The organism is Paraburkholderia sp. GAS33 (assembly GCF_050436645.1).
Taxonomy (GTDB): domain Bacteria; phylum Pseudomonadota; class Gammaproteobacteria; order Burkholderiales; family Burkholderiaceae; genus Paraburkholderia; species Paraburkholderia phenazinium_B.
Genome location: NZ_JBNDMP010000008.1, coordinates 202,851 through 215,011, shown reverse-complemented (window position 1 = coordinate 215,011; position 12,161 = coordinate 202,851). Strand labels below are relative to the sequence as shown.

11 protein-coding genes are annotated in these 12,161 nt (G+C 61.7%); 8 read left to right on the top strand and 3 right to left on the bottom strand.

Going from position 1 to position 12,161, the window contains the following annotated elements; all coding sequences use genetic code 11:
- Positions 1-34: 34 nt before the first annotated feature.
- The gene (locus tag P3T24_RS24200; RefSeq protein WP_429438833.1) at positions 35-910 is read right to left on the bottom strand and encodes a TauD/TfdA dioxygenase family protein; all 876 of its coding nucleotides are present in this window, start codon (positions 908-910) and stop codon (positions 35-37) included.
- A gap of 245 nt (positions 911-1,155) precedes the next feature.
- On the opposite strand from P3T24_RS24200, the gene P3T24_RS24195 reads away from it, so the two are divergent.
- From P3T24_RS24195 to phoU, 3 genes are all read left to right on the top strand, one after another.
- Positions 1,156-1,785, top strand: coding sequence for a helix-turn-helix transcriptional regulator (locus P3T24_RS24195; RefSeq protein ID WP_429438519.1), 630 nt, complete (start codon positions 1,156-1,158; stop codon positions 1,783-1,785).
- 89 nt (positions 1,786-1,874) lie between these two features.
- Positions 1,875-3,014 carry a threonine synthase gene (locus tag P3T24_RS24190; RefSeq protein ID WP_429409759.1) on the top strand — a complete coding sequence of 380 codons (1,140 nt, stop codon included), beginning with the start codon at positions 1,875-1,877 and terminating at the stop codon, positions 3,012-3,014.
- Between the two features lie 108 nt (positions 3,015-3,122).
- Positions 3,123-3,830, top strand: coding sequence for a phosphate signaling complex protein PhoU (phoU, locus tag P3T24_RS24185; protein ID WP_074268055.1), 708 nt, complete (start codon positions 3,123-3,125; stop codon positions 3,828-3,830).
- 57 nt (positions 3,831-3,887) lie between these two features.
- Here the strand turns inward: phoU and P3T24_RS24180 are convergent, their stop codons facing one another.
- Entirely contained in the window at positions 3,888-4,826 is a 939-nt protein-coding gene (locus P3T24_RS24180; protein ID WP_429438516.1) for an SMP-30/gluconolactonase/LRE family protein, read from the bottom strand.
- A gap of 185 nt (positions 4,827-5,011) precedes the next feature.
- Here P3T24_RS24180 and P3T24_RS24175 point away from each other — a divergent pair, with 185 nt between their 5' ends.
- On the top strand, positions 5,012-6,304 hold the full coding sequence (locus P3T24_RS24175; protein ID WP_074268057.1) for an MFS transporter: 1,293 nt from the start codon (positions 5,012-5,014) through the stop codon (positions 6,302-6,304).
- Between the two features lie 107 nt (positions 6,305-6,411).
- Here P3T24_RS24175 and P3T24_RS24170 read toward each other — a convergent pair whose 3' ends face one another.
- On the bottom strand, positions 6,412-7,410 hold the full coding sequence (locus P3T24_RS24170; protein WP_429438514.1) for a 2-hydroxyacid dehydrogenase: 999 nt from the start codon (positions 7,408-7,410) through the stop codon (positions 6,412-6,414).
- A gap of 140 nt (positions 7,411-7,550) precedes the next feature.
- On the opposite strand from P3T24_RS24170, the gene P3T24_RS24165 reads away from it, so the two are divergent.
- The 4 genes from P3T24_RS24165 (at position 7,551) to P3T24_RS24150 (ending at position 12,053) form a co-directional block, all read left to right on the top strand.
- Positions 7,551-9,329, top strand: a complete 1,779-nt coding sequence (locus tag P3T24_RS24165) for an IlvD/Edd family dehydratase (protein ID WP_429438511.1) — start codon at positions 7,551-7,553, stop codon at positions 9,327-9,329.
- Complete coding sequence (locus P3T24_RS24160) at positions 9,326-10,099, top strand: GntR family transcriptional regulator (RefSeq protein WP_429438508.1); 774 nt, start codon at positions 9,326-9,328, stop codon at positions 10,097-10,099. Before P3T24_RS24165 ends, P3T24_RS24160 begins: the two co-directional genes overlap by 4 nt.
- Positions 10,096-10,902 (top strand): NAD-dependent epimerase/dehydratase family protein, encoded by an 807-nt coding sequence (locus P3T24_RS24155; protein WP_429438505.1) that lies wholly within the window; start codon positions 10,096-10,098, stop codon positions 10,900-10,902. Before P3T24_RS24160 ends, P3T24_RS24155 begins: the two co-directional genes overlap by 4 nt.
- 161 nt (positions 10,903-11,063) lie before the next feature.
- Positions 11,064-12,053, top strand: coding sequence for a LacI family DNA-binding transcriptional regulator (locus tag P3T24_RS24150; protein WP_429409752.1), 990 nt, complete (start codon positions 11,064-11,066; stop codon positions 12,051-12,053).
- Positions 12,054-12,161 lie beyond the last annotated feature (108 nt).

The following is a 12,161-nucleotide window of genomic DNA, read 5'->3' as shown; positions in this document are numbered from 1 at the left end:
TGCGCAAGCGGGCGCAGACGGACGAACAGGGCCGTCAGAACGGCACGTCGCCTTCGATGGTTGTGCGGTACATCTTGCGGCGCAGATGGTCGGGTGTGCCAGCGGCGAGATGCATCAGCGAGCGGTTGTCCCAGAACACCATGTCGTGTTCCTCCCACTTGTGCGTGTACAGGTGCTCAGGGCGCACGCTATGCGCGAACAGTTCTTCGAGCAGTTGCTGGCTTTCGTCTTCAGGCAGCCCAATGATGCGGGTGGTGAAATGCTCGCTGACGAAAAGCGCCTTGCGGCCCGTCTCCGGATGCGTGCGGACCACCGGATGCACGACCGGTTTGACCTGGGCAATCTGCTCGGCAGACAGATTCGGCCGCCACGGACTACGCTTTTGCAATTCCGCGTACTTCGCGAGATACGTGTGCTCCGCCGAGCGCCCTTCTACAGCAGTGCGCAGATGAGCGGGTAACGTGTCCCACGCAAGGTGCATGTTGGCGAACAGGGTATCGCCGCCTTCGGACGGCAGTTCCTGGGCATGCAACATCGAGCCGAGGCTCGGTGTTTCCTTGTACGACAGGTCGGAGTGCCAGAAATGGCCGGCGTCGCCCAGGCCGATCGGCTTGCCGTCTTCGACGATGTTCGAGACGATCAGCACTTCCGGATGCCCTGAGAGCTGAAACTGGTGCAGCACGTGGATCTGCAGCGGACCGAAGCGGCGGCTGAAGGCAATCTGCTCCTCAGGCGTGATGCGCTGGTCGCGAAACACCAGTACGTGGTGGTCGAGGTGCGCGCGATGAATGCGCGCAAAATCTTCGGCAGCCAGCGGCTGGCTCAGATCGAGCCCGAGGACTTCGGCGCCCACAGGGCCGTCGAAGGCCCGAATTTCAATGGCTTGGGGAATGGCGTGGTGCGCGGACACAGCGCGGTCGGTAGCAATCGTCACACTAAACTCTTTGGTCGGTCGCAGCGGAGGCGCCGGTGGTGGCGCGATGCCCCCAATTTACCGGCCTGTACAGCCAAGAGCAACGAAGCAAATGCTATACGTTTATCTGCTGGAGTGATAAACCCGACGCTGCACCGGACGCGGCGGGCATCGAGCTCAAATTGACGAATTGTCCAATAATGGATAATCTGTCTTTTATCGATGTCCCGTGAGCCGTCCCTATGACGAAACAGACCCCTGAGCAGCGCGCACTGCTCGAGCAGGTCGGCCAGATCGCGGCAGGATTGGCTGAGACTTTTGCGCCGTTTTGCGAGGTGGTCGTGCACGATCTGCTCGACCCCAAACATGCCGTTCTGGCAATCCACAACAATCTGTCCGGCCGGGAAGTCGGCCACCCGGCAACCGAACTCGGACTGGCGCGCATCGCCGACCCGGAATATCCCCAGGTCATTGCGAACTACGCCAATCAGTTTGCGGATGGCCGTGCGGCAAAAAGCACCTCGATCGGCATCAAGGATTCATCCGGCCAGTACGTTGCCGCGTTGTGCATGAATATCGACCTGACGCTATTCCGCGGCTTGCAGAGCGCCGTCGGTCAATTTGTCCGGGTCGATGCGGACTCGGCCATGAAAGAATCGCTGGACCCGGCGGGGGCGGACCTGATCCGCGCGCGCATCGACCAGTTTGCGGCCAGACTCGCTACCACGCCGCGCGCTCTCAAGACGGAAGACCGCCGTACGCTCCTGCGTGAACTTAAGGACTCCGGTGTAATGGAGATCCGCAGGGCGATGGAAGTGACGGCGCAGTATCTGGGTGTCTCACGAGCGACGGTGTATAGCGATGCGAAGTGATGCACGCCGCTGGGGTGTTTTCGGAGCCGGGTCCGGCGCCTGGGTCGGCGACACGCCGGATCGCCACATCATTAACGTCAGGAACGAACATGTCTAAAGCTCAGTACATCGACCCGCTCACTGGAGCGCTGTATCCGTTCGAGCAACCGCGCTGGTGCTCGGATAACCAGACACCGCTTCTCATCACGCCACTGCAAGGCATCGGACGTGACGATATCGACCGCAGCAATCGTTCGCTATGGCGCTACCGTGCTGCGCTGCCGGTCGATATCGCTCAACCGGTTTCGATGGGGGAGGGATGTACCCCATTGGTGCAGAAGGAATGGAATGAGCACCGTCCGTTTTTTAAACTGGAGTGGTTCAATCCGACATGCAGCTTCAAGGACCGCGGCACTGCGGTCATGCTGTCGTTCCTGCGCCAGATCGGCGTGAACGCTGTGCTCGAAGACAGTTCGGGCAACGGTGGCGCATCGGTTGCTGCGTTCGGTGCAGCCGCAGGCATGCGCGTGAAGATTCTTGCCCCGGCTTACACGTCTCCAGCCAAGGTGGCTCAGGTCCGCGCATACGGTGCCGAGATCCAGCTGGTTGAGGGGCCGCGCGAAGAGTCGCAGGCGGAGGCGATTCGCCAATCCGCCGAGATCTTCTACTCCAGCCATAACTGGCAGCCGTTCTTTCTGCAGGGCACCAAGTCCATTGCTTACGAACTATGGGAAGACTTCAATTTCGAGGCGCCGGACAACATCATCATTCCGGTGGGAGCGGGAAGCAACCTGCTCGGTTGTGACATTGGCTTCAAGGAGCTTCTTGCGGCAGGGCAGATCAAAAAGCTGCCACGTCTGTTTGCGTCGCAGCCGCTGAACTGCTCGCCGCTCGATGCATCGTTCCATGCCGGGGTCGACACGCCCGTGGCCCGGCCGGTCCTGAAGACGGTCGCAGAAGGCACGGCGATTGCGCATCCGCTTCGTCTGCGGGAAATGATTACCGCACTGCGGGACAGCGGTGGTTCGACGGTAGCCGTTTCCGAAGACGACATTGTTGCCGCGCTTAAAAAGCTGGCGCGTCAGGGCGTCTTTGTTGAACCGACCTGCGCGCACGCCGCCGCCGCACTCGACGAGTTGAGCCGTCGCGGCACCATCAAGGCAAACGAGCGCACGGTCGTGCTGTTGACGGGGACAGGGATCAAGGCTGCAGGCTACATCGCGGAGCTGTTTGCGCAACCTGCTGCGTAGTTACCACACTCGTTCGAATACTTGTCCAGGTAAGATTTGGCGCAGAGATAATACGGTATATACTGTTTTCGAAACACGTCAACGGCCCTTATCGGCTAAGGAGCATATATGCCGGATAAACATCTCTCCAGCCAGTTTGACGCCGATCTCACGCTGCTCTCCACGCGCTTGCTCGCCATGGGTGGGTTGGTGGAGTCGCAGATCGCGTATGCGATGCAGGCCCTGGATACCTTCGAGCTCGATTTTGTCGAACTCGTCCTCGAAGGCGAGCGCCGTCTGAATACGATGGAAATCGAGCTCGACGAAGAAATCTGCAATGTCATCGCGCGTCGACAGCCGGCCGCTCGCGACCTGCGTCTGCTAATGGCGGCTTCGAAATGCGTCACCAATCTCGAGCGTGCGGGCGACGAGGCGCGCAAGATCGCCAAGCGGATCCGCCGCATTGCGCCGCAGGTCAGTGCGCAGGACGTCAACATCGCCGAGATCAAGATCTCGGGGGCCATGGCTGCGAGCGTGCTGCGCCGCGCGCTGGACGCGTTTGCGCGCATGGACACGGCTGCCGCCGAACAGATCATTCTGGACGACGAGGCGATCGATAACGAGTTCAGGGCCTTTGTGCGCAAGCTCGTGACGTCGATGACGGAAAACCCCCGCACGATCTCGACGGCGTTGGACTATCTGTCTATCGCCAAGGCGATCGAGCGGATTGGCGACCATGCCACCAACATTGCCGAATCCGTCGTGTATGTGGTTCGTGGCACCGATATCCGTCACGAGCATAGAAAGCGGCAAGAACCCGAAGCGGTGCGCACTTAAATACACGGCGGCGGGCCGGGCCCTCGCGGCCCGCCGCCGTCATCCTGCGTAGACACCTTAACCGCCCACGGCGCCCTGGGTGTTCACGTGGACCGCGTAAATGGATTGTGACGAAGCCATGAACAGGCGGTTGCGGGCGCGGCCGCCAAAACACAGGTTCGCACAACGCTCAGGCAGTGCGATGCGGCCGATCGGCTTTCCAGCCGGCGAGATGATCACCACGCCGTCCAGTTCGTCGCTACCCATACCCCAGCCGCACCACAGGTTGCCGTCAATATCGGCGCGCATGCCGTCGATCGTACCTGGCCCCGCATTGTAGAAAACGCGTCCCTTACCGATTCCTTTCCCATCCGGCTCCATCTCATAGACGTGGATCAGGCGCTCAGGCACGGCGCGCGATTCGATGATGTACAGCAAGCGTTCGTCAGGTGAAAAACACAAACCGTTGGGCCCCTTCAGATCACGCGTGACAACGGAAGCTTCTCCCGTGACACCGTCGATCCGGTACACCGAATGCGGAAGTTCCTGCTCGGCCTTGATGCCTTCATAGTGACCCGCGATACCCATTGGCGGGTCCGTGAACCAGATCGAGCCATCCGACTTGACCACCACGTCATTCGGCGAGTTCAGCCGCTTGCCTTCGAACGAATCCATCAGCACGGTAATGCTGCCGTCATATTCGGTGCGTGTCACACGGCGCCCATGTTCGCAGGTGACGAGACGGCCCTGCCGGTCGCGCGTATTGCCGTTGGCGAAGTTCGACGGTTTACGAAACACGCTGACCACACCGGTCTCTTCCTCCCATTTCAGCATCTGATTGTTCGGGATGTCGCTCCATAACAGATAGCGCCCGTCGCCGAACCACACCGGCCCTTCCGTCCAGCGGTAGCCGGTGGCGAGGCGCTCGACCGCGGAGAACGCGACGCGATATTGATCGAACGACGGATCGAGTGAGATGACGCGGGGGTCGGGATAGCGCTCAGCCTGCTGCCACATGGGTTTGTCTCCGTGTTGGGGGTAAGTGGATGGCGGATCATGGCTCAGTATACGGTAAAACGAGTAAGCGCTTTCTCTTGTCTTCCCATCCCGGTTCTACTAAAGTGCCTGAATATTAGATGCTTTCGATTGGGTGGCGGTGCGACTCATACGTCAAAAGAAAGCGATTACATTATTGGAGACATATGGACACGGGAAAGTATCGGTATGTGGTCGCCGGGTTGCTCTTCATGGCCGGCGCGATCAACTACATGGATCGGGCGGCACTCGGCATCGTCGCGCCAATCGTCAGCAAGACGCTCGAACTGTCGCCGTCGCAACTCGGCGTCATCTTCAGCAGCTTCTTCATCGGCTATTCGATCTTCTCGTTCCTGGGCGGCTATTTCGCAGACAAGTTCGGCACGCTGCGCGTCTTCACGTGGGCCATGGGATTCTGGTCGCTGTTTTGCGGACTGACCGCGAGCGCAACCGGCTTTGTTTCGCTGCTGGTGTATCGGGTGTTCTTCGGTATCGGCGAAGGGCCCATGAGCTCCAACACCAACCGCACGATCTCGAACTGGTTTCCCCGTCATGAAACCGCGACGATGATCGGCTTCACCTTCTCCGGACAGACGCTCGGCAACGCGATTGCAGGGCCGGTGGTGGGTTTGATCGCCATCGGCTTCGGCTGGCGCGCGTCGTTTATCGTGATCGCCGTGCTGGGTTTCCTGTGGCTGCTGTTGTGGCGTCTGTTCGTCACCGACAAGCCCAGCCAGAGCCGCCGCGTCGGCGAGGGCGAAGCAAAACTGATCAACGATAGCCGTGCTATTGCGGAAGCACGTAACGTCGAAGACGACGGCATGACGCTCGGCGCGTATCTGCGCCGTCCGAGCACACTGGCACTCGGTGCCGGTCTGTTCGCGGTGAACTACACGCAGTACGTTTTCATCTCGTGGCTGCCCAGCTATCTGACCAACGTGATGCATCTCGACCTGAAGTCGATGAGCATCATCACGTCGATTCCGTGGATCTGCGGAGCGATTGGCTATTTCGGCGGCGGGGTGATCGGCGACATCGTCTATAAGCGCATGGACGATCCGATCAAGGCGCGCAAACTGGTCGCCACGATTCCGCTGGCGTTGTCGGGCGTCGCGGTGCTGAGCATTACCTCGGCCGGGTCGTTGACGGCGGCGGTTGCATTGATTGCCGCCGCGTTGCTGTTCCTGACCGGATCGTGCCAGTCGATCTGGGCGATCCAGCACGAAATCCTGCCGCTGCACCGCCAGGGCGGCGTGGGCGGCTTCATTCACTTTCTGAGCAACCTGTCGGGGATCATCGGGCCGGCGTTGACGGGAATGCTGATCCAGTATTTTGGCGGTTATCACAGCGCGTTTATGTTCGGTGCACTGATCGATTTCGCGGGTGTGCTCGCGATGCTGGTCTTTATCCGCAGCCGGCCGCAGATCAGTGCGGCGGTGGCGGCTCATTCGCCGAATTGAGCAGGCGAGGCGAGTGCGTGGTTCCGCTGCGCGCTTCGGCTGTGAGCGAAGCGTGCCGCTTGCTGACGAAGATGAACCTCGCAACGAGACCGCACAGCGGCGGCTCGTCAGTTGCCCGGCGTATGCAGCAGGGAACGGGCATCGACTGCAGACGGATTGACGCACGTCGCCGTGAGGCGTCCTTCGAGCGCGTCGGCCAGATTCTGCGCAGCGCGGCGCGCCATGGCTTCGCGTGTCTGGGCTGTGGCCGAGCCGATATGCGGCACGAGCACCACATTCGGCAGCGCGCATAGCGGCGAATCGGCGGGCAGCGGCTCGCGTTCGAACACGTCGAGCCCCGCGCCGAGAATGCGGCCCTCACGTAGCGCGTCCGTCAGCGCCGCTTCGTCGACCACCTGGCCACGCGCACAGTTGACGAGAATCGCGCTCGACTTCATCAAACGCAATTCGGCCGCGCCGATCAGCTTCTCGGTCGCGGCGGAAAGCGGCACCAGCACGCACACGAAGTCCGCTTCGGCCAGCAGCGTGGGCAACGGACACCATTTCGCACCGAACGCTTCCTCCGCGGCCACATTGCGCGAGCGGTTCGCATAGAGCACGTTCATCCCGAAGCCGTGCGCCGCGCGCCGGGCCACCGCGGCGCCAATGCGGCCGAGGCCGATGATACCGAGCGTCTTGTGGTGCACGTCGACGCCGAATTGCGCAGGCCCCGACGAGCTCTGCCATTCACCTCGGCGGGTGGAGGCGTCGAGCTCGGCGATGCGGCGCGCCGTGGCGAGGATCAACGCGAACATCAGATCGGCCGTCGTCTCGGTGACTTCGTCCGGGGTGTTGCACAGCACGATGCCGCGGCGCGTGAGATCCGCCACGTCGAAGTCGTCGTAGCCGGCGGAGACGGTCGACACCACTTCGAGTTTGGGCGCAGCATCGAGAAATTCAGCGTTCAGCTTGAGCTTGTTGCCGATCGTGCCATGCGCGTTCGCGAGGGCCGCGAGAAACGCGTCGCGCTGGGTGTCGGCGTCGGCGCAGGTCACGTCGTATTGAGCTTCGAGGATGCGCAGGGCTGCGGCAGGCAGCTTGCGGTAGGCGACAACACTTTTTTTCATCGGGACATCCGGTTTGAAAAGAGAAAGGAGCGCGCAGCCCAAAAAATGTTAACTTTGAGAAAGCGCTTACTTGCGGATCACTATAAGTCTCGTTAGAATCATCGTCAAGATTATCGATAATTTGATCAAGGGACATAGTGATGGCAGACAAGCTCGATAAAGCCCAGCCGGGCGACGATACGCCGGGCGTCGACGCGCCGCGCGGTTTGCGCAAGGGGTTGACCAATTACGGGGACGCGGGCTTTTCGCTGTTCCTGCGCAAGGCGTTTATCAAGGGCGCGGGTTACACCGACGACGCGTTGGCGCGGCCCATCGTCGCCATTGCCAACACCGGCAGCGCCTACAACCCGTGTCACGGCAACGCGCCGCAACTGGTCGAGGCCATTAAACGCGGCGTGATGCTGGCGGGGGGCCTGCCGGTCGAATTCCCCACCATTTCGATCGCGGAAAGCTTCTCGCATCCGACCAGCATGTATCTGCGCAACCTCATGTCCATGGACACCGAGGAGATGATCCGCGCGCAGCCGATGGATGCGGTCGTGCTGATCGGCGGCTGCGACAAGACTGTGCCTGCGCAACTGATGGGTGCCGCCGTCGCGGGCGTCCCCGCCATCCAGCTCGTGACAGGCGCGATGCTGACCGGCTCGCATCGTGGCGAGCGAGTGGGTGCCTGTACGGACTGTCGCCGCTTTTGGGCGAGCTTCCGCGGCGACCAGATCGACGCGGACGAAATCGATGCGGTCAACAACCAGCTGGTGGCGACGGTCGGCACTTGCTCGGTAATGGGCACCGCCAGCACGATGGCCTGCATTGCTGAGGCGATGGGCATCATGTTGCCGGGCGGCGCCTCGCCGCCGGCGGTCAGCGCCGACCGCATCCGCATTGCGGAGCGCACCGGCGCCCAGGCCGTCGCGATGATCGGCGCGAATCTCACGCCTGCGAAAATCCTCACGCCGAAAGCAATCGAAAACGCGCTGCGCGTGTTGCTGGCTATCGGCGGTTCGACCAACGGCATCATCCATCTGACTGCAATTGCCGGGCGTCTGGGCATCAAGATCGATCTCGACGCGCTCGACCGGATGGCACGCGAGACGCCAGTGCTGGTGGATCTGAAACCGTCGGGGCAGCACTATATGGAGGACTTGCATCGCGCGGGCGGACTCACTACCGTCATGCGCGAAATGAAGGGCCTGCTGCATCTCGATGCCTTGACGGTCACGGGCCGCACGCTGGGCGAAGAACTCGATGCGGCGCCCGCCAGCTTCGCGCAGGACGTCGTGCGGCCGTTTAGCAAGCCGATCTTTCCGCAAGGCGGCATCGCCGTATTGCACGGCAATCTGGCGCCGGGCGGTGCGATTATCAAGCAGTCCGCAGCGAATCCGGACTTGATGGAACACGAAGGCCGAGCCGTGGTGTTCGAGAATGCCGAGGACCTCGCGTTGCGCATCGACGATCCCGAACTCGACGTCGAAGCGCATGACGTGCTCGTGCTCAAGCAGATTGGTCCGGTCGGGGCACCCGGCATGCCGGAAGCGGGCTATATCCCGATTCCGCGCAAGCTCGGAAGGCTTGGCGTGAAAGACATGGTGCGCATCTCCGATGGCCGCATGAGCGGCACCGCGGCGGGCACCATCGTGCTGCACGTGACGCCGGAGTCGGCGATTGGCGGTCCGCTCGCGATCGTGCGCACGGGCGACCGGATTCGCCTGAGTGTGGCGCAGCGCTCGGTTGAGCTGCTGGTGAGCGACGAGGAAATCGCCACACGTCTGGCGGCGCTGCCGCCGCGCGAAGCCGAACCGAACCTGCGCGGTTATCGAAAACTGTTTCTGACCACGATCACGCAGGCCGACGAAGGGTGCGACTTCGACTTTCTGAAGGCGCCGCAGACCGTGGCCACGGTGCCTGGAAACAAGCCGTGACGTCAGACCCGATCGGCAACGGTGCGGGGCAACAGCGGCCCAGTGCGGTCGCGCCGGTGCTGCGCGACCGCAATACCGACGAAACGATACGCCGTGTCGCGGACCAGCTTGAAGAGGAGATCGTGCTCGGCCTGCTGCATCCGCGCGAACGTCTGGTTGAAGACGACCTGTGCGAGCGCTTCAATCTGAAGCGTCATGTGGCGCGCCAGGTGCTGGGAGAAGTGGAGCGACGTGGCCTGATCGAACGTCGCAGGCATGTCGGCGCGCTGGTCAAGTCGTTCACCGCAAGCGAAGTGACGCAGTTGTACGCGTTGCGTGAGCTGCTGGAGACCGACGCGGCGAGCCGGATTGTTTTCCCTGTTGGCGCCGCGAAGCTCGCGGAACTGGACACGTTGCAGGCGCAACATGACGCCGCCGCGCAGGCAGGCGATCTGCGCCGCGTGTTTCGCGTCAACATGGCGTTCCATCGGGCGTTTTTCGCGTTATCGGGCAACCAGGTGCTCGTCGACGCGATTCATGAATATGAGCGGCGCACGCACGCGATCCGCTCCGTATCGATCGTATTTCCGGTCTATCTGGAGAAAGCGCGCGCCGAACATCATCAGATGATCGATGCGTTGCGGCGCGGCGATCGCGACGATCTGATCGCGCTGTGCCGCGCGCATCTCGTGCCGTCCCGCGACGCCTATCTCAACGCGTATCACCAGCGCTCGGCCGCGGCCGCGGCCGCGGCGTTTGACTTATCGACACCGAATGGAGACATCGAATGAAACGGGTTTTGATTACCGGCGCAGCTGGCCATATTGGCCGGGTATTGCGCGCCGGCTTGCGCGGCCAATATCAGTTGCGTCTCGCGGACATCGCGCCGCAAGCTGAAGCAGGCGAGGGCGAAGAAATCGTCACGGCCGACATTACCCGGCTAGAGGATCTGTTGCCGGTGATGCAGGGTGTCGACGTGGTCGTGCATCTGGCCGGCATTCCGGACGAGGACCGTTGGGAAAAGATCCGCGACATGAACATCGAAGGTTGCTACAACGTCTTCGAAGCCGCGCGTCAGGCTGGCGTCAAACGCGTGGTGTTCGCGAGCTCCAACCATGCAGTGGGCTTTCACCGGTGCGACCGGATGATCGACAATGCCGTCGCGCCGCGGCCGGACAGCCGCTATGGCGTATCGAAGGTGTTTGGCGAAGCGCTTGGACGGATGTACGCGGACAAGCACGGCATGTCGGTCGCATGCATGCGGATCGGCTCGTTTCGTCCAGACAACACGCCGACGGCGCCGCGGCACCTGTTCACGTGGATCAGTCATCGTGACATGGTGCAACTGACGAGGCGTTGCATCGACTACCCCGACTATCATTTCCTGATCGTGTATGGCGTCTCGGGCAATGCGCGTAACCGCTGGGACAACGCGAATGTGCGGCGGCTCGGTTATGCGCCGGAAGACGACGCCGAACAGTATGCCGCCCAGATCGCGGCAACAGGGCAAACCGAAGACGCGCGTGAGGCGCTGTTTCACGGTGGCTTTGGCTGTCTCGTCGAGTTCGACGGCGATCCGCAGCGGATCGACTAGCCAGGTACTCTGACCCGGCTATCGTCATTGCTGGCTGCCGCACGTTATAGAATGCGGCACAGGGATGGCGCGATGGTGCGCCTCGACTCCGGGCAGGGTGCAAGTTGACCACAGACACTAAGAAAAGAGCGCCGCGTCGCAAATCGAATGCGATTTCCGTCATGGATGTGGCTCGCGCAGCGGGCGTTTCGACAGCGACGGTTTCGCGCGTATTGAATGGCAACGCAACGGTTGCCGCCGAGCTGCAGACCCGCGTGCGCGACATCGCGCGCGATCTCGGCTATACGCCACATGCGGCTGCGCGTGCGTTGGCGTCGCAGAAGTCCAAGACGATCGGCGCGGTGATCCCATCGCTGGAAAACCAGAACTTCGCGATCGGCGTGTTCGCGCTGCAAAAGCGCATCGGCGAAGCCGGCTATACGTTGCTGCTTGGATGCTCGTATTACGATCAGGAAGACGAACTCAAGCAGGTGCGCGCCCTGATCGCGGACGGCATCGCCGGCTTGATGCTCGTTGGCCGTAGCCACTCGCCCGCGCTGTATGAGCTGATCGAAAAGGAACAGATTCCGCTCGTCAACGGCTGGACCGTCGATCACGACCATCCGTATGTCGGTTTCGATAACGTTGCAGTCGGGCGGCGCCTCGCCGACTATCTGCTCGAGCTCGGGCATACCCGCTTCGGCATGATTACGCAAATGACGCAGCACAGCGATCGTGCGGCTGATCGCATCATCGGCGTGCGCGCGGCGCTACAGTCGCGCGGGCTGCAGTTGCGCCACGAGCATCTGATCGAGATGCCGCACAAGATCATTGAAGGCCAGATGGCGATGAAGGCGCTGATGAACGGCCCCGAGCGTCCGACGGCCGTGATTTGCGGCACCGATCTGTTGGCAATCGGCGCGCTGGCGGAAGCGCGCGAGGCGGGTATCGACGTGCCGGGTGACCTGTCGATCGCGGGCATCAACGATATCGAATTCTCGAGCTTTACGTCTCCACCACTCACCACCATGCGGCTCGCCGCCGATGAAATCGGCGCGCGCAGCGCCGAGTATCTGCTCGCGCGGATCGAAGGGCGGCCCGTAAGTTCGCAGTACATCGTGCCGACCGACCTGATCGTGCGCGGTACGACTGCACGTCCTCGCAACAGTTAAGAGGCTGTAGTACGACGTTTTGCGCAAAACACTTTCTCAATGCACGGCCCCAAATTTGCCCGTCAAAGTAAGCGCTTTCTATTGAACTCGCAAGTGAAGTGCCCTAAG

Excerpts from the sequence above, each read along its gene's own strand:
- P3T24_RS24195 (WP_429438519.1), top strand. The coding sequence starts at position 1,156 with ATGACGAAACAGACCCCTGAGCAGCGCGCACTGCTCGAGCAGGTCGGC.
- P3T24_RS24190 (WP_429409759.1), top strand. The coding sequence starts at position 1,875 with ATGTCTAAAGCTCAGTACATCGACCCGCTCACTGGAGCGCTGTATCCG.
- phoU (WP_074268055.1), top strand. The coding sequence starts at position 3,123 with ATGCCGGATAAACATCTCTCCAGCCAGTTTGACGCCGATCTCACGCTG.
- P3T24_RS24180 (WP_429438516.1), bottom strand. The coding sequence starts at position 4,826 with ATGTGGCAGCAGGCTGAGCGCTATCCCGACCCCCGCGTCATCTCACTC.
- P3T24_RS24175 (WP_074268057.1), top strand. The coding sequence starts at position 5,012 with ATGGACACGGGAAAGTATCGGTATGTGGTCGCCGGGTTGCTCTTCATG.
- P3T24_RS24170 (WP_429438514.1), bottom strand. The coding sequence starts at position 7,410 with ATGAAAAAAAGTGTTGTCGCCTACCGCAAGCTGCCTGCCGCAGCCCTG.
- P3T24_RS24165 (WP_429438511.1), top strand. The coding sequence starts at position 7,551 with ATGGCAGACAAGCTCGATAAAGCCCAGCCGGGCGACGATACGCCGGGC.
- P3T24_RS24155 (WP_429438505.1), top strand. The coding sequence starts at position 10,096 with ATGAAACGGGTTTTGATTACCGGCGCAGCTGGCCATATTGGCCGGGTA.
- P3T24_RS24150 (WP_429409752.1), top strand. The coding sequence starts at position 11,064 with ATGGATGTGGCTCGCGCAGCGGGCGTTTCGACAGCGACGGTTTCGCGC.